Source organism: Kutzneria viridogrisea DSM 43870, from assembly GCF_000525635.1.
Taxonomy (GTDB): domain Bacteria; phylum Actinomycetota; class Actinomycetes; order Mycobacteriales; family Pseudonocardiaceae; genus Kutzneria; species Kutzneria viridogrisea.
On record NZ_CP007155.1, the window covers coordinates 7,803,933 to 7,824,649 of the forward strand.

Annotated in this window: 18 protein-coding genes; 9 read left to right on the forward strand and 9 right to left on the reverse strand. The window is 71.8% G+C overall.

Going from position 1 to position 20,717, the window contains the following annotated elements; genetic code table 11:
* Positions 1-18: 18 nt before the first annotated feature.
* Together KALB_RS33825 and KALB_RS33830 are read right to left on the reverse strand one after the other, a co-directional pair.
* On the reverse strand, positions 19-774 hold the full coding sequence (locus KALB_RS33825) for an SGNH/GDSL hydrolase family protein (RefSeq protein WP_025360105.1): 756 nt from the start codon (positions 772-774) through the stop codon (positions 19-21).
* 69 nt (positions 775-843) lie between these two features.
* Positions 844-1,470, reverse strand: coding sequence for an NADPH-dependent F420 reductase (locus tag KALB_RS33830; protein WP_025360106.1), 627 nt, complete (start codon positions 1,468-1,470; stop codon positions 844-846).
* A 77-nt stretch (positions 1,471-1,547) separates the two neighbouring features.
* Here KALB_RS33830 and KALB_RS33835 point away from each other — a divergent pair, with 77 nt between their 5' ends.
* Positions 1,548-1,919 (forward strand): winged helix-turn-helix transcriptional regulator, encoded by a 372-nt coding sequence (locus KALB_RS33835; protein WP_030107945.1) that lies wholly within the window; start codon positions 1,548-1,550, stop codon positions 1,917-1,919.
* Here KALB_RS33835 and KALB_RS33840 read toward each other — a convergent pair.
* A complete protein-coding gene (locus tag KALB_RS33840; protein ID WP_025360108.1) occupies positions 1,916-2,392 on the reverse strand; it encodes a MarR family winged helix-turn-helix transcriptional regulator in 477 nt (158 codons plus the stop codon). The genes KALB_RS33835 and KALB_RS33840 overlap by 4 nt on opposite strands.
* A gap of 57 nt (positions 2,393-2,449) precedes the next feature.
* Here KALB_RS33840 and KALB_RS33845 point away from each other — a divergent pair, with 57 nt between their 5' ends.
* Positions 2,450-3,298, forward strand: a complete 849-nt coding sequence (locus KALB_RS33845; RefSeq protein ID WP_025360109.1) for an NmrA/HSCARG family protein — start codon at positions 2,450-2,452, stop codon at positions 3,296-3,298.
* A gap of 977 nt (positions 3,299-4,275) precedes the next feature.
* On the opposite strand, the gene KALB_RS33850 is transcribed toward KALB_RS33845, so the two are convergent.
* Positions 4,276-5,400, reverse strand: a complete 1,125-nt coding sequence (locus KALB_RS33850; protein WP_025360110.1) for a nucleotide disphospho-sugar-binding domain-containing protein — start codon at positions 5,398-5,400, stop codon at positions 4,276-4,278.
* 100 nt (positions 5,401-5,500) lie between these two features.
* Here KALB_RS33850 and KALB_RS33855 point away from each other — a divergent pair, with 100 nt between their 5' ends.
* Positions 5,501-6,094, forward strand: coding sequence for a TetR/AcrR family transcriptional regulator (locus tag KALB_RS33855; RefSeq protein WP_025360111.1), 594 nt, complete (start codon positions 5,501-5,503; stop codon positions 6,092-6,094).
* Here the strand turns inward: KALB_RS33855 and KALB_RS33860 are convergent.
* The gene (locus KALB_RS33860; RefSeq protein ID WP_025360112.1) at positions 6,087-6,749 is read right to left on the reverse strand and encodes a phosphonatase-like hydrolase; all 663 of its coding nucleotides are present in this window, start codon (positions 6,747-6,749) and stop codon (positions 6,087-6,089) included. The genes KALB_RS33855 and KALB_RS33860 overlap by 8 nt on opposite strands.
* The gene (locus KALB_RS33865; protein WP_025360113.1) at positions 6,746-7,864 is read right to left on the reverse strand and encodes a TIGR03364 family FAD-dependent oxidoreductase; all 1,119 of its coding nucleotides are present in this window, start codon (positions 7,862-7,864) and stop codon (positions 6,746-6,748) included. The genes KALB_RS33860 and KALB_RS33865 overlap by 4 nt, the downstream gene beginning before the upstream one ends.
* A gap of 62 nt (positions 7,865-7,926) precedes the next feature.
* Between KALB_RS33865 and KALB_RS33870 the strand changes: the two genes are divergently transcribed.
* Positions 7,927-10,257: a Tex family protein gene (locus KALB_RS33870; protein ID WP_030107942.1), complete on the forward strand. Its 2,331-nt coding sequence runs from the start codon at positions 7,927-7,929 to the stop codon at positions 10,255-10,257.
* A gap of 299 nt (positions 10,258-10,556) precedes the next feature.
* Here KALB_RS33870 and KALB_RS33875 read toward each other — a convergent pair whose 3' ends face one another.
* Entirely contained in the window at positions 10,557-11,330 is a 774-nt protein-coding gene (locus KALB_RS33875) for a GntR family transcriptional regulator (protein WP_030107941.1), read from the reverse strand.
* Positions 11,331-11,351: 21 nt separating this feature from the next.
* Positions 11,352-11,945 carry a TetR/AcrR family transcriptional regulator gene (locus KALB_RS33880; RefSeq protein ID WP_030107940.1) on the reverse strand — a complete coding sequence of 198 codons (594 nt, stop codon included), beginning with the start codon at positions 11,943-11,945 and terminating at the stop codon, positions 11,352-11,354.
* An 827-nt stretch (positions 11,946-12,772) separates the two neighbouring features.
* Between KALB_RS33880 and KALB_RS33885 the strand changes: the two genes are divergently transcribed.
* The 5 genes from KALB_RS33885 to KALB_RS44525 all read left to right on the forward strand — a co-directional run bounded on the left by KALB_RS33885 (position 12,773) and on the right by KALB_RS44525 (position 18,638).
* Positions 12,773-13,234: a pyridoxamine 5'-phosphate oxidase family protein gene (locus tag KALB_RS33885; protein WP_025360117.1), complete on the forward strand. Its 462-nt coding sequence runs from the start codon at positions 12,773-12,775 to the stop codon at positions 13,232-13,234.
* Positions 13,231-13,899: a DsbA family oxidoreductase gene (locus tag KALB_RS33890; RefSeq protein ID WP_025360118.1), complete on the forward strand. Its 669-nt coding sequence runs from the start codon at positions 13,231-13,233 to the stop codon at positions 13,897-13,899. The genes KALB_RS33885 and KALB_RS33890 overlap by 4 nt, the downstream gene beginning before the upstream one ends.
* Entirely contained in the window at positions 13,896-14,570 is a 675-nt protein-coding gene (locus tag KALB_RS33895; protein ID WP_025360119.1) for an MBL fold metallo-hydrolase, read from the forward strand. The genes KALB_RS33890 and KALB_RS33895 overlap by 4 nt, the downstream gene beginning before the upstream one ends.
* Before the next feature lie 94 nt (positions 14,571-14,664).
* Entirely contained in the window at positions 14,665-15,198 is a 534-nt protein-coding gene (locus tag KALB_RS33900; protein ID WP_030107938.1) for a hypothetical protein, read from the forward strand.
* Positions 15,195-18,638, forward strand: coding sequence for a P-loop domain-containing protein (locus KALB_RS44525; protein WP_025360121.1), 3,444 nt, complete (start codon positions 15,195-15,197; stop codon positions 18,636-18,638). The genes KALB_RS33900 and KALB_RS44525 overlap by 4 nt, the downstream gene beginning before the upstream one ends.
* On the opposite strand, the gene KALB_RS33910 is transcribed toward KALB_RS44525, so the two are convergent.
* Positions 18,570-20,693, reverse strand: coding sequence for an RNA polymerase sigma factor (locus KALB_RS33910; protein ID WP_025360122.1), 2,124 nt, complete (start codon positions 20,691-20,693; stop codon positions 18,570-18,572). The genes KALB_RS44525 and KALB_RS33910 overlap by 69 nt on opposite strands.
* Positions 20,694-20,717: the final 24 nt, after the last annotated feature.

Sequence of the window (20,717 nt, forward strand, 5' to 3'; positions counted from 1 at the left end):
AATCGCCCGGCCCCGTTGTCATGGGCGCAGCAGCTGGTAGGCGGGCAGCTTCGCGGTGACCCCCGTCGAGCTGGACCGGCCGGTGATCCGCCGCCACAGCCAGGGCCCGACCTGGTCGGCGATCCACCGCAGCTGCTCGCCGAGCGCGGGCACGATCTGCTTGCTGTGCAAGGGATCGGCCATGGTCGAGGGCCGGTCGTGCAGCAGGGCGTGGAACTCCTGGGCGATCAGCTGGTGCCCGTGCGCGCTGGGGTGCAGCCGGTCTGCGCTCCAGATCTCCGGGCTGGACGGCCGCGAACGGGCCAGGTCCAGGCAGAGCACCCCCTGCTCGGCGGCGGCGTGCCGGATCACCTCGTTGAGCCTGCGCCCCCTGCGCACGAACCCCGCGCGCAAACCCGGCGACACCGGCACGCCGATGCCGGGCTCGGGCAGGGTCGCGGTGAGCACGACGGCCCCGGCCGCGGTCAGCCCGCCGTAGAGGGCGCCCAGTTCCGTGCGCAGCCTGCCCACGTCCAGCCGGGGCCGCATCAGGTCGTTCATGCCGACGACCACGCTGGCCAGATCCGGGCGCAGCGCCAGCGCGGGCCCCAACTGGGTATCCAGCACCTGCCCGGCCGTAAGCCCGCGCACGGCGAGGTTGGCGTAGCTCAGCTCACCGCGCTCGGCCGCCAGCATCGTGGCGAACCGGTCGGCCCAGCCGCGCGGTCGGCCCGCCACGTCGAGGTCGCCGATCCCCTCGGTCAGGCTGTCGCCCAGCGCCACGAATCTGCTCACGCCGCCGAGACTACCTAGTGCGGTGTGCAGCAACCCTCGCCGATCCTTCCGCGCCCAGGCGGCGCCTCGTTAGGCGGCCACCTCGACCCGTGGCACGGCGGAGCTGGGGTCGACCCCGGCGAAGACCAGGCCGATGACGAAGCCCGCGACCTCCTCCAGTTGCCGGGCCCTGCGCAGCGGTCCGAGCACGGCGGGGCGGCCACCGGCGTCGCGCACCAGCCGCGCGACCGTGTCCAGCGCCGACTGATCGTCCCCGGCCATGGCGACCGTCACCTCCGGCTTGCCCTCAGCCCACTGGTCGGCCGCGAACAGGTGGAACGCCTTGACCACGTGGGCTCCCGGCGCCCAGTCGGCGACGTGCTCGGCCACCGCCCGGCCGTCCTCGGGGAGCAGTTCGCCAACGCCGTGCCGCACGGCGTTGGTGGGGTCGATCAGGGGCGTGCCCGCCAGCGAACCCGCCGCGGCCCCGGCGGAGCGCAGCACCTCGGCCAGCCCGGTCCAGGTCACCGCCACCAGCACCGCGTCGCGCCCCGTCACGGCCTCAGCGGGGGACACGGCCGTGCCGCCCATGCGGTCGGCCGCCGCCTTCGCCCGCTCCGGCGACCGGCCGCCCACCAGCACCTCGTGCCCGGCGCGGACCCACGCCGCGCCCAAGCCCACAGCCAGCGTGCCCGTACCCAGAATTCCGATGCGCATGGAGGAACTCCCCTCAACGATGTTCGACGAGGGCTACCGTAGGAAAACCGATGCACACCGATCGGTAGGGAACGGTGATGGACGAGGATCAGCACTCCTGCGTGGAACTGCTCGCGGACTGCCGCCTGCGCGCGGCCACCGAGTTGTTCACGCACACCTGGGACCCGGTCGTGCTGGCCGGGTTGCGCACGGGCCCGCGTCGCCGCAGTGAGCTGCTCGCCGCGGTGGGCGGCCTGAGCGACAAGGTGCTGACCGAGACCCTGCACCGGTTGCTGGCCAACGGCCTGGTGCGGCGCGAGCGCCACCGGGCGGCCCCGCCGCGCGTCGAGTACGCGCTCAGCGCGCTGGGCCAAAGCCTGGTCGACGGACCGATGCGCGAACTGGCGCGGTGGACGCTCGCGCACGGCGAGGAACTGCTCGAGGCCCAGGAACGCGCCGCCGAGGGTTAGCCGGGCGGGGTGGCGAACCTCTTGGCGTCCCAGCGGCCGTGGCTTTCCAGCAGCTTGCGGCCGATCCTGGCCAGGTGCTCCACATCGCCTTCGTCCAATGTGGACGTGAAGTGTTCGGCGACGGAGCGCCGGTACTCGCGCTGGCTGTGCTCACGCAGCACCTTCAGCCCCGGCTCGGCCAGCACGGCGTAGACGGTCCTGCGGTTGTCCGGGGGCTGGTAGCGGGTGATCCAGCCACGTCGCACCAGGCGGTCCACCAGCCGGGTGACCCCGCTGGGGCTCACGGCCAGCAGCTCCGCCAGCTCGGCCATGGTCAGCCGCTGCTCGGGCGCCACCTTGAGCCGGTACAGGGTCACGTGCTCGTGCAGGGTGCAGCCCGCCACACGCTCCAGGTCGCGGCCCACCGCGTCCTGCACCGCGTCCACGCCCTGTTGCAGGTAGAGCCACGCCAGCAGGGCCTCCCGGTTCACCATTCGGCCAGTCTAGCAAAAGACTTGACTTCAGAATATTTTCACTGTCAATCTTTGAGCATGAAAAAACTACTGGTCACCGTCTCCGGCGCCACCGGCACCCAGGGCGGGGCACTGGCCCGTACCCTGCTGCGCCGGGGCCACCGCGTCCGCGCGATGACCCGCACCCCAGCCAGGGCCGAACCACTGCGCCAGCTCGGCGCCGAGGTGGTCACCGCCGACTTCGACGAGCCTGCCTCCCTGGACGCCGCCGTGTCCGGGGCCGACGCGGTGTTCGTCATGTCCACCCCCTTCGAGGCCGACCTGGACGCCGAGGTGCGTCAGGGCCGGGCCCTGGTCGACGCCGCCGCCCGCGCCCGCGTGCCGCACACCGTGTTCAGCTCGGCCACCAACGCCGACCGGGACACCGGGATCCCGCACTTCGACAGCAAGTACCGCATCGAGCGGCACCTCGCCGAGGTCACCGAGGACTGGACCGTGCTCGCCCCCGCCGCGTTCATGGACAACTTCCTCACCGGACACAGCCTCAAGTCCTTGCAGCGCAACGTGTTCGCCTTCCCGATGCGGGCGTGGACCCCACTCCAGCTCATCCCCGCCAGCGACATCGCCGAGTTCGCCGCACTGACCATGGAGCGCCGTGAGCAGTTCCTCGGCAAGCGCGTGGACATCGCCTCCGACGAGTGCACCGGGGACCAGATCGCGGGCGCGCTCAGCGGGGTGACCGGCCGTCCGATCCAGTTCGAGCGGGTGCCGATCGAGGTCGTGCGCGGCTTCTCCACCGACCTCGCCGCCATGTTCGAGTACTTCGACAGCGTGGGCATGGACGTGGACATCCCCGCCCTGCGCGCCGCCTACCCCGAAGTCGGCTGGCACACCTTCACCAACTGGGCCGCCTCAGCACTCCCCTGAGCCGCGCGCGAACCCCGCCCAGTGGTCGGCGAGTCCCGGTCACAGGTCGGCGAGTCCCGCTGAGAGGCGCGCGAAGCCCGGTCACAGGTCGGCCGAGTCCCGGTCAGGGGCGCGCGAATCCCGGCCACAGGTCGGCGAACTCCCGCCAGGCGGGCACGAGTCCCGCCCAGCGGTCGGCGAATCCCGCGCTGGGGCACGCGAGCCACGGCCAGGGGCACGCGAATGCCGCCGAGAGATCGGCGAATCCCGCCCTGGCACACGCGAGTCCCGCTGAAAGGCGTGCGAGTCCCGGCCAGCTGCCAGCGAGTCTCGACCACAAGTCAGGGAATCCCGCCCAGCCGCACACGGGCCCCGCCCAGCGGTCGGCGAATCCCGGCCGCAGGTCGGCGAACCCCGGTCAGCTGCAAGCGAATCCCGCACTGGGGCACGCGAGTCCCGCACTGGGGCTCACGAATCCCGCCCAGCGGTCAGCGAGTCCCAGCCAAGGGTGGGCGAATGCCGCCGAGAGATCGGCGAGTCCCGCTGGAAGGCGCGCGAATCCCGCCCATCCGCAGGCGAAGCCCGCCCACAGGTCGGCGAACCCTGGCCAGGCGCACGCGAGTCCCGGTCAGCCGCACACGGGCCCCGCACTGGGGCTCACGAATCCCGCTGAGAGGAGCCGCGAATCCCGCCCAGCGGTCGGCGAGTCCCGCTGAAGGGAACGCGAATCCCGCTCTGGTGCACGCCAGTCCCGGCCACAGGTCGGCGAATCCCGGCCAGCCGGACGCGAGTCCTGCCCAGCCGCTGGCAAGTCCCGCCCTGGGGCGCGCGAAGCCCGCCAAGCAGTCAGCGAGGCCCGCCCACAGGTCGGCGAGTCCCGCTGAGGGGCGCGCGAATCCCGCCCACCCGCAGGCGAACCCCACCGAACCGAAATCAGCTCCACCACCACGCGAGTCTCGCTGAGCGGGCCCCTGACTCCCGCTCAGCGAGACGCGCGGTCACGCCACGAAGTCGACCACGCGCTGGGCGATCTCCGTGGGTGAGGGCAGCGCGGCCATCTCGGCCTGCACCTCCAGCGCCCGGCGGCGCAGCTTGTCCTCCTGGATCAGCCGGGTGAGCAACTCGGCGTCGAGCTCGTCCTCGGCGTGGGACAGCCCGGCCCCGGCCTCGCGCACGGCGGCACCGTTGATGTACCGGTCGGCCCCGCTGGGCAGCACGAGCTGGGGCACCCCGGCGGCCAGCGCACCCAGGGTCGAGCCAGAGCCGCCGTGGTGCACGAGCGCGGAACTGGTGTGCAGCAAGGAGTTGAGCGGGATCCACTCGGCCAGGTGCACGTTGTCCGGGACCGAGCCCAGCGTGCTGACGTCGGCGTCCCCGAGTGCGACAACAAACTCGGCGTCCACCTGCGGCGCGGCGGCGATGAGCCGCTCGATCGGCCCGAGCCCGGTCATGGTCGGGGCCACGGTGCCCAGGGTGACGGCCACGCGGGGCCGGTCGGCGGGCCGCCGCAGCAGCGACTCGGGCAGCACTCCCCCGCCGTTGTACGGCACGTACCGCATGCTCCAGCCCTCGGCCGCGGCGACCAGGCTGGGCGGGGCCACGTCGATGGCGGCCTCCCGCTCGGGCAGCGCGGTGACCCCGTGCCGCTCCAGCGCCTCGGTCATGTGCTCGAACAGCACCTGGTTGACGCCCGCGGTACGCGCGAAGCCAAAACCGTGCTGCACCAACGGGATCCCGAGCTTGCTCGCGGCCACCAGACCTGCGCCCTGAACCACGGTCTGCACGATGACATCCGGCCGCCACTGCTCGGCGGCGGCGACCACCCCGTCGGTCAGCCCAGCGGCCATGCTCGCGAACCTCGGAGCGATAGTGCGCAGGTCGGTGATCTCCTGCTTCATCAGTTCGACGACTTCCGGGTTCTCCTTCATCCGCTGCAGCATGGCCGCGCGGAAGTCGAACCCGGGCGCCGCGTCGACCACCGGCAGACCCGCCTGCTCGGCGGCCAGGGCCGGACCGGTGGTGACGTAGAGCACCTCGTGCCCGGCCGCGCGCAGCGCCCAGGCCAACGGCACGGTCGGGAACAGGTGGCCGATCCCGGGTGTGACGACGAAGAGTGCGCGCATGATCCAACTCCCCCAAGTCCAGGTAGAGAACGAACCGTTCCCTACGGTGCAGGGTAGGGTACCGCAGATAGAGAACGCAACGGACTCTAAGGGGGATGAGATGGCCGTCACCGATCACCGCAAGGGCCCTCGGCGGCGGGGCGACGACCTCAACAACGCGATCTTCGACGCCACGATGGCCGAACTGCTGGAGGTCGGCTACGAGCGGCTGACCATGGACCGGGTGGCCGAGCGGGCCCGCACCAGCAAGGCCTCGCTGTACCGGCGCTGGTCGAACAAGGTGGAGCTGGTGCTGGAGACGCTGGTCAACAGCATGCCTGGACCGGAGGAGCTGCCCAGCACCGGCTCACTGCGTGGCGACCTGCTCGCCGTGCTGCGGCACATGGTCACCGTCATGGACGGCCCGATCGGCGAGGCGGCGCGCCGGATGGTGGTCGAGTCACTGGACAAGCCCGAGCTGATGCTGGCGGCCAGGAAGAAGTTCATCGACCGGCGCTACGAACTGCTGATGGCGGTGATGCGCAGGTGGGCCGACCGCGGCGAGGTCCGCGAACGGGCGGTGACCCGGCGGATCGCCGGGGTCGGCCCCAGCCTGCTGCGCGACCACTACCTGCTCAACCGGGGACCGATGCCGGACGAGGTGGTGGTCGAGATCGTGGACGAGGTGCTGCTCCCGCTGATCTCGGTCAGGTGAGCAGCGCGGGCAGGTCGGCGACCGAGTCCAGCACGTGCGTGGCGCCCGCCCCGGACAACTCCGCCGCCGTGCCCGCCCCGGTCAGCACCCCGGCGACCACCGAGGCCCCGGCCCGCCGCCCGCTGAGCACGTCGGACGGGGTGTCCCCGGCGACCGCGACCTCCCGGACGTCCTCGATCCCCAGGCGCAGCAGGCAGGTCAGCACCATGTCGGGGTACGGCCTGCCCCGGCCCGCGTCGCCGGGGGTGAGCGCGAGGTCGGCGAGATCGCGCCAGCCCAGCGCGTCCAGGATCGCGTCCTGGGTCGGCCGGGCGAAGCCGGTGGTGAACGCGACCTTCACGCCCCTCGCACGCAGCCCGCGAATCGCCTGCTCGGCGCCGGGCACCGGCTCACACAGCCCCTGCCCCACCAGCCGCGAGTACGCCTGTTCGAAGGCGGAGTTCGCTTGCTGGGCAAGGTCTTCCGCCAGCAGGGCGCGGAACACCACGATCTTGGACTGGCCCATGGTGGCCCGCACGTGCGCGAGCATGTCCGGGAATCGATCGTCCCGTTCGGACACTCCGACCGCGCCGATCGCCTCGGTGAACGCCCGCTCGACCAGGCCGTCGTCGGCGACAGTGGTGCCCGCCATGTCCAGCACTGCCAAGCTAATCACAGCCCAAGCTCCTCTGCCGTGCGTTCCGCGATCGCGGGCGAACAGGTCATGCCGCGCCCACCGGGTCCGGTGATCAGCACGGCGTTGTCGGCAACTCGTTGCCGGTGCACGACTTCCGAGGTGTCCACGCACTGGGCGTAGACCCCGGCCCAGCGCCGTCGCACGGCGGGCAGCGGGCGGCCGAGGATCGACTCGGCGACCTCGACCAGGTGCCGGTACGGCTCCTCGACCACGTCGAATCCGTACGGCTCCTCGTACTCGTGCGTGTCGCCGATTGTCAGCGAACCGTCAAGCCGTTGTACCACAAGCAGTTGCATCTTGTGCTCGGCGGCGACGGGCGGCTGCGGCTGCACCCGGTTGAGCTCGTCCAGCGCCGCGCCGCGGTAGGCCGGGTAGTAGCGGAAGCTGTCCCCGTCGGCCACCGAGGTGCTGAGCCGGAACTCGGCGGGTACCGTCTGCATCATCTGCAACCGCACACGCCGCACCGGCACGGCACCGGCGATCTCGCGCACCAACCCGCCCAGCGCTGCCCCGGTGCACAGCAGCACGAGGTCGGCCTCGTGCACCTCGCCGTGGTCGTCACGAACCCCGTTGGACAGCAAGGCCCGCACCTCGCGACCGGGTACGAAGCGGTACCGCCCGCTGGCGGCGAGGTGCTGCCGCAGCGCGGGTTGGGCCAGCCGCGGCTCGACGGCCGCGTCCCGCTGGCACCACAACGCGCCAAGCGAGTCACCGGCCAACGCCGGGTTGACCTCGCGGACCTCGTTGGCCCCCAACAGGACCAGCCCGCGACGCCGCGCGTCGGCCGCGGCGGCCACCTGTTTGGCCACCGCCAACTCGGCCTCGCTGCGCACGACCGTGAGCGAGCCGTTCGGCCGGAAGCCGATGCCGCCGACCTGCTCGCCGATCTCCTGCCACAGCTCACGCGCGCGTAACGCGGTGTCCAACTCCTCGCCCGCGGCTCGCCCGCCGACCCAGACCAGACCGAAGTTGCGCACCGAGGCGCCACGGGCCTCCAGTTCGCGTTCAACCTGCACAACCTCATGGCCGCGCCGCACGGCCTGCCACGCGTGCATGGTGCCCAGCACGCCGCCACCCACGATCAGAACTCGCACGGTCACCACCGTAACACGTGGACTAGAGCAGTTATCAATCCGTTACCAAGGAGAATCACCGCGTGCTGAAGTCGATTGAGCAGAGGATCGCCGACGAGCTCGGCGTACGGGACGGGCAGGTGAAGGCGGCCGTCGAGCTGCTCGACGGCGGAGCCACCGTGCCCTTCATCGCCCGGTACCGCAAGGAGGTCACTGGCACGCTGGACGACGCCCAGCTGCGCACCCTCGAGGAACGACTGCGCTATCTGCGCGAGATGGAGGAACGCAGGACAGCGATCCTGGAGTCGATCAACGAGCAGGGCAAGCTCACCGAGGAGCTGCGCGCCCAGATCGTGGAGGCCGACTCCAAGGCCCGCCTGGAGGACATCTACCTGCCGTACAAGCCCAAGCGGCGCACCAAGGCGCAGATCGCCAGGGAGGCCGGGCTGGAGCCGCTGGCCGACCAGCTGCTGGCCGACCCGACCCTGGACCCGCAGGGCACCGCCGCGGGGTTCGTGGACGCGGACAAGGGCGTTGCCGACGTGGCCGCCGCGCTGGACGGCGCGCGCTCGATCCTGGTCGAGCGCTTCGGCGAGGACGCCGACCTGATCGGCGCGCTGCGCGAGCGCATGTGGACCAACGGCTCGATGGTGTCCAAGGTCCGTGAGGGCAAGCAGGAGGAGGGCGCGAAGTTCGCCGACTACTTCGACTTCGCCGAGCCGTTCACCAAGCTGCCCTCGCACCGCGTGCTGGCCATGCTGCGCGGTGAGAAGGAGGAGGTCCTGGACCTGGCGCTGGAGCCGGAGCCCGCGCCGGAGACCGGCCCCAGCGAGTACGAGATCCGCATCGCGAGCCGGTTCGGCATCGACAACCAGGGCCGGGCCGCGGACAAGTGGCTGGCCGACACCGTGCGCTGGGCCTGGCGCACGCGCATCCTCGTGCACCTGGGCATCGACGCGCGCTCGCGACTGCGCGCGGAAGCCGAGGACGAGGCGGTGCGCGTGTTCGCCGCCAACCTGCGGGACCTGCTGCTGGCGGCCCCCGCGGGCACCCGGGCCACGATGGGCCTGGACCCGGGCTACCGGACCGGGGTCAAGGTGGCCGTGGTGGACGCCACCGGCAAGGTCGTGGCCACCGACACGATCTACCCGCACGTGCCGCAGCAGCGCTGGGACGAGGCGCTGGCGACCCTGGCCAGGCTGGCCAAGGCGCACGACGTGGAGCTGATCTCCATCGGCAACGGCACCGCCTCGCGGGAGACCGACAAGCTGGCCACGGAGCTGATCAAGCTCAACCCGGACCTGAAGCTGACCAAGATCGTCGTCTCGGAGGCGGGGGCCTCGGTGTACTCCGCCTCCTCCTACGCCTCGGCCGAACTGCCCGGCCTGGACGTGTCCCTGCGCGGCGCGGTGTCCATCGCACGCCGCCTGCAGGACCCGCTCGCCGAACTGGTCAAGATCGACCCCAAGTCGATCGGCGTCGGCCAGTACCAGCACGACCTGGCCGAGACGAAGCTCTCCCGCTCGCTGGACGCCGTGGTCGAGGACTGCGTGAACGCCGTCGGCGTGGACGTGAACACGGCCTCGGTGCCGCTGCTGACCCGCGTGTCGGGCATCGGCGCCGGGCTGGCCGAGAACATCGTGCTGCACCGCGACGCCAACGGCCCGTTCCGCAGCAGGAACGCGCTCAAGGACGTGGCCCGGCTGGGGCCCAAGGCGTTCGAGCAGTGCGCGGGCTTCCTGCGCATCCCCAACGGGGACGACCCGCTGGACTCCTCCAGCGTGCACCCCGAGGCGTACCCGGTGGTGCGCCGCATGCTGGCCGCCGCCAAGACCGAGATCGCCAAGGTCATCGGCAACTCCTCGGCGCTGCGCGTCATCCGGCCCGCCGACTTCGTGGACGACACCTTCGGTCTGCCGACGATCACCGACATCCTCAAGGAGCTGGAGAAGCCCGGCCGCGACCCGAGGCCCGCGTTCAAGACGGCCACCTTCAAGGACGGGGTGGAGAAGATCGGCGACCTCAAGCCGGGCATGACGCTGGAGGGCGTGGTCACCAACGTGGCCGCGTTCGGCGCGTTCGTGGACATCGGCGTGCACCAGGACGGGCTGGTGCACGTGTCGGCGATGTCGCGCACCTTCGTCAAGGACCCGCACGACGTGGTCAAGTCCGGTGAGGTCGTGCGGGTGAAGGTGCTCGACGTGGACATCCCGCGCAAGCGGATCTCGCTGACGCTGCGGCTGGAGGACGAGGCCGAGCAGCGCAAGCCCCAGTCCGGCGGTGGCGGCCGTCCGGAGCGCGGCGGCGGCGGCGGTCGACGGGGCGGTGGCCAGCAGCGGCAGGACCGCGGCGGCAGCGCCCCCGCCAGCGGCTCCATGGCCGACGCCCTGCGCCGCGCCGGTTTCGGCAAGTAGCGCGGAACTACCGCACCACCCGAGTTGGCGAGCCCGCTGTGCTCGCCGACTCGGGCGGTGCGGCTTGTGGTCCAGCCATCACTGTGCGATGAGCAGCGGCGCCGTCCAGCCAGGTCGTGATGCCGCTGATCGTCCCCCGGCCGGGCACCGCTAGCGCTGTGGCGAACGCGCATGGGCCGCCTCATCGAGGCCGAGCGCTTCCCCGCGCTGACCGACCTCCGGCACGTTCGACCAGCGCCCGAACGAGGACACCGGCTTCGAGTTCGGCTTCAACCGCATGTTCGACAGCGTCGAACCGCTCACCCAGTCGCGCCCGGCCCGCTGAGCTGCGTCACGAAGCTGAACCGGTCGCCGCGGTAGAGCGCCCGCACGCGCTCCACCGGCTCGCCCGCGCCATCGCGGGACACGCGGTGGACCAGCAGCATCGGCGTGGCCGGGTTGGTGCCGATGAGCAGCGCCTCGCGGGGTGTGGCGAGCACGGTCTCCAGCCGCTCGTCGGCGTGCACGAGCACGACACCGAGTTCGTCGCGCAGACACGCGTAGAGCGAGGTCTCCGGGTCGAACACGTCGAGCAGTTCGGGGAAGCGCCGGGCGGACAGGTAGGTCGACTCCAGGCCGACCCGCTCCTCGTCGGCCAGCAGCACGCGCTCGATGTGGATCACCGGGTCGCCGGGCTCGATGCGCAGGTCGGCGGCCAGCCGCCGGTCCGCGGGCAGGTGCTCACGGGTGATCAGGTACCGGCCCGGCCGCACGCCCTGGGCCCGCATGCCCTCGGTGTAGCTGACCAGCGCCAGCGGCTGCACGAGCTTGGGTGGCGCGACGAACGTGCCCGCGCCCTGCCGGCGCACAAGCTTGCCCTCCAGCACGAGCTCGCTCACGGCCTGCCGGAACGTCACCCGGGACACCTCGAACCGCTCGGCCAGCTCGCGCTCCGAGGGCAGCACGGCCCCTTCGCCCAGCTCCTGGACCAGTGCCAGCAACTGGGTCTTGACCGCGTAGTAGCGGGGGATCCTGCCGTGCTCGGGAATACCGGCGCGGACCGGCTCACCGGCGAGGTGGGGCGGAACTGACACCTCCGACACCCTACCGACCGGTCACCGGCACCGAGCCTGGACGAGCAGCACGGCGGCGAGTTCGGCCGAGGAGTAGGTGGCGGCCAGCCGCTGGTAGCTCTCCGCCGACAGCGAGGCGAGCAGCACCTCGGCTCGCAGCCCCGGCTGTTCCAGCTTCAACTCCTCGAACAGGTGCACCAGGTGCTGGCGCCAGAACTGGTACGAGCCGGTGCCGAAGCGCGCGCCGACCGAGTTGCGCTCGGAGATCAGCACCAGGTCCGCGTTGACGTCCAGGAACGCGCAGTAGGCGCGAATGAACGCCTGGAGCCGCATGGTCGGCCCCACGCCCGGCCCCAGCGGCGGGCGTCCCGACAGGATCTCGGACTGCAGGCGGCGCTCCTGCTCGTCCAGCAGTGCGATCGCCAGGCCGCCCTTGTCCCCGAAGCGGCGGTACAGGGTGCCCTTGCCGACCCCGGCCGCTGCGGCGATGTCGTCCATCGAGACGTTCGCCTCGCCCCGCTCGGTGAACAGCCGCCGGGCAGCTGCCAGCACTTTGCGGCGGTTCCGGGCCGCGTCGGCCCGCTCGGTCACCTCAGGCTGCCCCACCAGTGGCAGCTCCATCCCGGGTCGCGGCATATCCGGACTGTAGTCCACCTACCCCCGAGACAAAGCGGACCGCAGTCCGCTAAGCTCGGCGACATGAGCAATTCGGACCACGGTCCGCTTATGGTGCGACCGGGTCGACCACCCGACCTGTCATGAAGGTGCCGTTCAGGACATTGAACGTCCCAAAGGGCACCTTCGCGACAGTCAGGCCACACGGAGCCGACCTTGAAACCCAGCCAGCGCCCGCCCCGGATCGGACCGCAGTCCGGATGTCGCCCACGATCGAGCGATGCGGACTTCGGTCCGCACACAGACGGGGCGCAGACCAACCGGACTGCGGTCCGAACGCCGCTGGGCGGGCGCGGGCCAACTGGACCACGTTCCGAAAACGACCCAGGAGCGGGCCAACCCGACCACGGTCCTTAGACCGCTGGGCGCGCGGGCCAACCGGACCGCAGTCCGAAGACGGCTGGGGTGCGGCCACCTGGACCGCAGTCCGAACACCGTTGGGGGTGCGGACCAACCGGACCGCGACCCAAAGACGGCCGGGATGCAGCCAACCGGACCGCGGTCCGAACGCCGCTGGGGCACGACCAACTGGACCGCGGTCCGAAAACGACCCGGGTGTGGGCCAACCGGACTTCGGTCCAAAGACGGCCGGAGCCCGGGCAACTGGACCACGGTCCGAAGACGGCTGGCCCCTGGGCCAACTGGACTGCGGTCCGAAGACAGCCGGGACCCGGGCAACCGGACCGCAGTCCGAACACAGGCGCACCCCGAGCCAACCGGACTTCGGTCCGGAACGTGCACCGTACAGACGAAAGCGGACTTCGGTCCGACGAGGGAGGAGGACGGGCATGGCGGATCTGGACACAGTGCGGGAACTGGCCAGCCAGGAGCATTGGCTCGCAGTGCTGGTGACCACCAAGCGGAACGGCGAGCCGGGCGTGTCGCTGGTCAACGCGGGAGTGCTGCCACACCCGGTGACGGGTGAGCCGGTGGTGGCCTTCGTGGCGAGGGGCTGCACAGCGAAGCTGACGAACCTGCGGGCGAATCCGCGGGCGACGTTGGTGTTCCGAGCGGGCTGGGAGTGGGTGGGCGTCACGGGCCCGGTGGAACTGGCGGGGCCGGACGACCAGTTGCCGGGCACGGACCTGCCGGGGCTGCTCCGGGACGTCTACCACGCGGCGGGCGGCAGGCACTCGGACCTGGCCGCCTACGACCGCGAGATGGTCGCCGACCGACGGACCGCCGTCCTGCTGCGTCCGGTCAAGTTCTCCAGCAACCCACCCGGCACGGATCACGAGGAGCACGCATGAGCAGGCCAGTCGTCACACCGGGCACCATCCAGGTCTGGTCGGACCTGTTGTGCCCCTTCGCCTACGTGGCACTGCACCGGCTCGCCGCGGCGCGGGACCGCCTCGGGCTCACCGAACGGGTGCGGCTGGACCACCACACGTTCGCGCTGGAGTTGTTCAACGGCCCGCACTCCCGGCCGGGCACGGACACGGAGGCGGTGGGCCTGGGCCAGATCGAGCCGGGTGCGGGCTTCCGGGTGTGGACAGCGCCGGAGTGGACGTATCCCTCGACGGTGTTGTTGGCGGCGGAGGCGGTGCACGCGGCGAAGGCGCAGGGGCTCGGCGCGTCGGAGGACCTGGACCTGGCGCTGCGCCGGGCGTTCTGGACGCGGTCCCGGTCGATCGGCCACCGCGAGGTGATCCTTGACGTGGCGCGGGAAACCGGCACGGTGGACGTGGCGGAGCTGGCCGCGGCGCTGGACTCGGGGACCAGCCGCGCCGCGGTGATGGCGGACCACGAGGTGGCCGGGTCCGAGGTGGTGCAGGGCAGTCCGCACCTGTTCCTCGCGGACGGCACGGATCTGCACAACCCCGGCATCACCGTGCACTGGGAAGGCCCGTGGGCGGCCGGTTTCCCGGTGGTGGACAAGGATGATCGGAGCTGGCTGACCGAGGTGCTGGGGTGAGGATCGACCGGGTGGCGGTGGGGCCGCTGCACACCAACTGCTGGGTGCTGGCCGACAGCGGGCAGGCGCTGGTGCTGGATCCGGGCGACGAGCCGGAGGCGGTGCGGGCGGCGGTCGAGGGCCTGGAGGTGATCGGCGTGGCGCTCACCCACGCGCACGCCGATCACGTGCTGGCGCTGGAAGTCCTGGACGCACCGGTGCTGGGCCACCCGGCGGAACAGGCCGTCTGGCGTCACGAACTGGCGCACCTGGCTCAGCACGGGTACTTCGACGCGGGCACCGCGACCGAGGAGCTGCTAACAGCGGGAACGCCACTGGCGCCAGTGCCGGAAGTCCCTTTGTGGCAGGGCGAGTTCGACCGGGTACTCGGCGAGGGCGACCGGATCACCTTGGGGAGCCAGGAAGTCCGGGTGCTGCACACACCGGGGCACACACCGGGCGGACTGAGTTACGCGGTACCGGGCCACTTGTTCACCGGGGACACGCTCTTTCCCGGTGGCCCGGGGCTGACCGGCTGGCCGCTGTCGGACTTCGACACGATCATCGGCTCGGTGCGCCGACTGCTCAGGGAATTCCCCGGCGACACACTGGTCCATCCGGGTCATGGCGCGAACACCACGATCGGGCAAGAACTCCCACACCTGGAGCAATGGCGGCAACGCGGCTGGTGACCACCCGTACGGCGGAAGGGGTCCGGGCCCACGCAGCCGTGGATCGTGCTTGACTGGCCCACGCATGCCCGGACGGATCGCTGGGAGGCACTTGGTGGTCGAGCTGACGGTGGCGGCGGTGGCCGTCACGGTGGTGAACGAGGGGATCAAGTTCCTCTACAACCAGGTCACCGAGGCGGTGCGGCGCTGGCGTGAGCGCGCGCAGGAGGCCCCGCCGCAGATCGAGCCGCCCGAGGAGGTCTTCGAACCGGGCCTTGCCGGTGCGCGGATCGACCCGGCCGCGCTGCCCCGGCACGAGCAGCGGGTGGACGAGCTCATCGCCCAGTTGGCTCCCTATGCCTTGGCGGGCAGGGAGATCACCGCTGCCGACCCCGGCGCGCTGGAACTCGCCGACGCGCTGCGGGTGCTGGTGGAGGAGCTGACCGGGCGCCGCATCACCTTCCGGGGAGAACGACGCGAGGGCGAGGTGCGGCTGCACGGGATCGCCGCGGCCGACCACGTGGACGGGGCGCTGCGCGGGGTGCGGGTGGCGAAGGTGCGCGGCGGCACGGTACTGGGCGAGGCGCGGGCGGGCCGAGTGGGCGCCACGGGCAGCGTTGCCGGAGTGGAGGCCAACGAGGTCGGATGACCCGCCACGCCATCCTGCGGTGGACGGCGTTGCCCGAGATCAGTGACTGGTTCACGGGCACCGCGCGCTTCATGCTGGTGACCGGGGGCATGGGCACCGGCAAGACAACGCTCACCAAGCAGCTCCCGGGATACCTCGCACCACAGTCCTGGGCGGTGCACCACTGCCGGTCCGACGACGCCACGACGATCTCGGTCAACGGGCTGCTCAGCTCGTGGAGCACCCAACTGCTGCACCACCTCAAGCGGTACGACCGGCACCTGGCCCAGCAGTGGCGCACGACCATCCAGGGCACGGCGCAGGGCCCTGGTTCAGTAGGTGTGCGCATCACGAACCTGAACCTGCACGTGGACGAGCCGCCCGCGGACGTGCTGACGCGGGTGATCGCCGCGCCGCTGCGGGAGCTGGCCCGGCGCAACCGGCTGCCCGCCGTGCTGCTCGTCGTCGACGGGGTGGAGGAGGCCACCGACGCGGACGGCCGCAACCGGGTCTTCGACCTGCTGGCAAGCCTTTCCGGGGTGTCGCTGCCGCCCGAGGTCCGGTTCCTGGTGACCTCGCGGCCGGATCCGGCCCTGGCCCAGGCGCTGTCCGGGGCACACCACCTGGACCTGGACGGGGTCAGCGAGCAGGACGTGGTCAACTACGTGGTGGCCCGCGCGGCGAACGACCCCGCGCTGGTGGGCAGGTCCCGGGTCCCCGGTGGGCTGCCCAGGTTCGCGCGCCTGCTCACCGAGCACGTGAAGGGCAACTTCCTCGTGGCGGCAAGGGTTCTGGACGACCTCGCGGGCACGCGCGAGCCGTACACCGAGTCCTCGCTGCGGGCGACGCCGAGCACGATGCCCCAGTTGTTCCGGGAACGGCTGCGACACCTGTTCGACTACCTGGACGAGCGGCAGCGGGACCTGTTGGGGCTGTTGGCGGTGGCCAGGGCCCCGCTGCGTGCGGAGGAGATCGCCGATCTGCTGGGGGCCACCGACGGCTGGGTCCGCCGGTGCCTCACCAGGTTGCGGCCGGTGCTCGGCCTGGACAGTGGCCGCTACCGGCTGTTCCACCGCTGCCTCGCGGACTTCCTGCACGACAGCGAGGAGAACCAGCTGTGGTGGCGCAGCGCGTCCGAGGACAACCTGGCACTGGCAAACAGGATCAGCGCGCAGTGGGCGCGGGACTGGGCGGCCTGCGATCACCCGTACGCCCTGAACCACGTGGTGGCCCACTTCACCAGCGCGATCACCGGACTGCGCGGCGGCAGGCGGCAGGACGCGCAACGCCAGCTCACCGAGATCCTGCTCGACTCCGGCTTCCTGCAGGCAAGAACCACGAGCTCGGGCGTTGACGGCCTCTACGCGGACCTGGGCTACGCGCAGTCGGTCCTGCCGGGGCCCGAGGTCGGCGCGCTGGCCAGATCCCTGCTGCGACAGGCACACCACCTCAGGAAGCACCCCGAACTCGTTGCGCGCCAACTGCACCACGACGCGGTGCTCACCGGTGACGCCGCACTGGCCGGGCGGCTCGACCCGCCTGGACTGCGGCTGGCGTGGGCCAGTTCCCCCGCGGCCGTCCCGGCGCTGCACACCCTGTCCGGGCACAGCGGTGCGATCACCGCCGTGGCGGCGGGCAGTCACGTCGTGACCGGCTCGGTGGACGGCACGGTCCGGGTCTGGGACGGCGAGACCGGTGCGCTGCGGCACGTCCTGTCCGGGCACGAGGGACCGATCAGCTCCGTGGTGCTGGCCGACCGGGTGCTCTCCGGCTCGGCGGACGGCACGGTGCGCGCGTGGGACCTGCGCACCGGGGAGCTGGAACTGGTGGTGGAGGGCCACGAGGGGCCGGTGACCGGGGTCGCGGTGGCCGGGACGCGCATCGTCAGCGCCTCCTGGGACCGGACCGTCCGGGTGTGGGACGGGCGGACCGGTGCCCCGCTGCGCGTGCTGCGCGGGCACCAGGGGCAGGTGGACGCCCTCGCCGTGGCCGACCAGACCGCGGTGACGGCGGGTGGTGACGGCACGATCAGGCTGTGGCACCTCAACTCCGGCAGGCAGCTGCACTCGCACACCGGGCAGAGCGCGCAGATCAGGTTGCTCGCGGCCTCGGCGACGCGCGTGGTGCTCGGGGCGGGCGACGGCACGGTGTGCGTGATCGACCCGCGCTCCGGGCTGGTGACCGGCACCCTGGACGGCAAGGCGGGCCGGGTGACGGCGATGTCCTTGGCGGGCAAGCTGATCACCGGCACCTCCGACGGCACGGTCCGGGTGTGGGACCTGGACACCGGTCAGAGCACGGCGCGGCTGCACACCGGCGGCCGGGTCACCGCGGTGGCGCTGAGCGCGGACGGGCACAGCGCGGTCACCGCCGCCGAGGACGGCACGGCGCGGGTGTGGAACCTCAGCGCCATGGGCGAGTCCACAGCGGACAGACACAGTGGACAGATCAACGCGGTGGCGGTGACCGGACAGGGCAGGGCGATCACGGCCTCGGACGACAAGTCGGTGCGGATCTGGGACACGCGCACCGGGGAGCTGTTGAACACGCTGGAGGAGCACCAGGACTGGGTGACCTCCGTGGCGGTCAGCACGGACGGCGACCGGGCGGCAACCGCTTCCTACGACCGCACGGCACGGGTGTGGGACGTGCGGACCGGCGAGCAGTTGCACGAGCTGGTCGGGCACGAGGACCAGCTCACCGCGGTGGCGCTGACCCGGGACGGGACCAAGGCCGTGACCGCCTCCTGGGACCGCACGGCGCGGGTGTGGGACCTGCACACGGGCAATCCACTGTGGACACTGCGCGGGCACCTGGACTGGATCACGGCGGTGGCGGTGACGCCCGGCGGGGACCGGACGGTGACGGTGTCCGACGACGGGGCGGCCTGCGTGTGGGACCTGCGCACCGGCAGCCTGTACGTGACGCTCAGCGGCCACTGGGACAAGGTGGCGGCCGTCGCGGTGACCGACGCGCTGGCTGTCACCGGGTCATGGGACGCCACGGCCCGGGTGTGGAGCGTGGAAGGCGGGCACCTGGTGCACGTGCTCGCCGGGCACCAGGGCGCGGTGACCTGCGTTGCCGTGGACCCGAGCGGGGCGCGGGCGGCGACCGGCTCGGCGGACGGCACGGCGGCGCTGTGGGACCTGGCCAGCGGTCGGTGCCTGTTCACCACGGAGAAGCACGACCGCAGGATCACGGCGGTCGCTGTAACGCCAGACGGCGCGGAAGTCGTTACAGCGTCGGAGGACCAGACGATCCGGGTGTCCGGACCGGACCGTTCACTGCTGATCGGTCAGCCCGAGCCGGCGACCTGCCTGGCACTGACCGAGACCGGTTTTGTGGTCGGCACCTCGGCGGGCGGTGTGCTGGGCTACGTCAACACCACCCCGTCAGCACCACCGCCCCAGCCCGGTGAGGGTGCGGCGGGTGCCGTCCGCGGCGGTGACCCAGCCCGCTGACCACACCGCGCCGCCGACCGGCACGGCGGCGCGCAGTTCGCCGCCCGGTTGGACGAGCGGCATGGCGGTGATGCCCGTGCCGTCCCAGTGTTCGAGCAACGGCTGGCCCGAGCCCTGGGAGCCGAGGAGCCACACGTCGTTGGCGGACAGGGCCGCGACGGCGTTGAGAGAGCTCTGCTCCGCGTTGGGAGCAGTGATCTCGTCCCACCGCGTGCCGTTCCAGTGCAGCACGAACTGGTTGCGCTGCTTGGTGGTGGGGTTCTGGGAGCCGCCGACCGCCCAGACGTCCCCGGGCGCGAGGGCGGTGACCCGGAGCAGGTCGGTGTTGGCCCCGGCGACGGTGGGGCTGGGCAGTTCGCGCCACGTGCTGCCGTCCCAGTGCACGATCAACGGGCGGTCCACTCCGCCCTCAACGGTGTTGCCGACCGCCCAGACATCGGACGGGCTGGTACCGCCAACCCCGGTGAGCACCGTCCTGGCGGCGGTGTGACCGATGTCCGGCACGACCCGCTGCCACTTCGTGCCGTTCCACCGCAGCACCAACGGTTGTACGACACCGCTGCTGGACAGGCCCACCGCGAAGCCCTCGGTGCCGGTGGCCCACACGTCGACCAGTTCGTTGAGCACGCTGCCGGGGTTGTCCGCCACGGCGGTGCTCCACGTGCTGCCATCCCACCGCTGGACCACGGCCTGGCGTTTGTTGCCGGGCGGCACGACAAATCCCACCGACCAGGCCAGGTCCCGGCTCGGCGCGGTGACGGAGCTGAGCTGGCCCCAGTTGGTCAGCAGCGGTGTGGGCACCGTGGACCAGGTGTGACCGTCCCAGTGCTCAATCAGGCCCTGGCGTGCACCGGGGCCGGAGACTCCGTCACCGACCGAGCCGACGGCCCACACGTCCTCGGGTGCGCTGGCGGCGATGCCGTTGAGGAATCCGTTGTGGTCGCTGGAGGTCTGCCAGGTGAAGGAACAGGGCTTGACGGTCTGCCGCGTGCTCACGACAGGTGTGGCCGTCGTGCCGGGCGGTGGCGGGGTTGGCAGGAGGCGCGATGTGGTCGTCGTGGTGGTGGGAATCGGCACGAGCGCCTCAGTGGTGCTCGCAGTCGTCGTGGGAGGGGACAGGGCGATGGCAGGCGGATTGGGCGGCACCGGCAGCGGTGGGATCACCGGCTGGGAACTGGCCGCCAGGGCGAACACCGACAGCAGTGAGGCCGCCAGCCCCACCACCCGTCCCGCCGGGGTCTGGGTGAGGAACGTGACGACCTGCGCGGCCTTGGGCACCGCGCTGAACGAGAACCAGGTTCGGGCTGCCCCGACCGTGCGCAGCGTGTCGGTGGTGGCGGCCGCCTCCTCGACGGCCTGCGCCAGCCGCTCGCGGAAACCCGCTGGCAGCAACAACAACGGGATGACCACGGGCAACCACTCCATGGGCCGCCAGTGCTCGTTGCGCTGGGCGGCGCACGCGGTACAGGCACCGAGGTGCGCGATCACCGTCAGGTAGAGCTTGCCGCACGGGAGCAGTGGCCCGCCGGTCCAGTGGGTCAGCTCCGCCGCCAAGGTGGCGCACTGGCTGCGCTGGGCCCTGGCCACGACCACGGCCTTGAGCGCGAGTTCCAGCTCGGCCTGCGCCTCGGCCACGAGCCGTTCCGCGCGGGCGAGGTCCAGTCCCATGACCTCGGCGACCTCGCGGTCGCTCAGCTCCCGCGGCACCTTCAGGCTCAGCACCTTGCGGTGGCTGAACCCCAGGCTGCCGATGCCGTGCCAGACCAGCCGGGCCCGGTCCAGGCTGGCCACCACGTGCGCCGGGTCCAGCGGCGGCACGGTACGGTCCGGGGCGACCAGCACCTGGTCCGCGCAGTGCCGGTAGGCCAGGCCCCGCAGCCACGGCCTGATCAGCTCGGGCGCCTCGCCCGCGTCCAGCGCCGACCGCGCCTCGGTCAGTGTGCGCGCCGCGGCGTCCAGTGCCGCGTCCTCGTTGCTCAGCAGGGCGTAGCAGGCGGTGTAAGTGCTTTGTCCGTAGCGTTCGCTGAACTCGTCGTGTTCCCACGCACCAGGCATTGACCCCAGCCCCCTTCGCCCCAG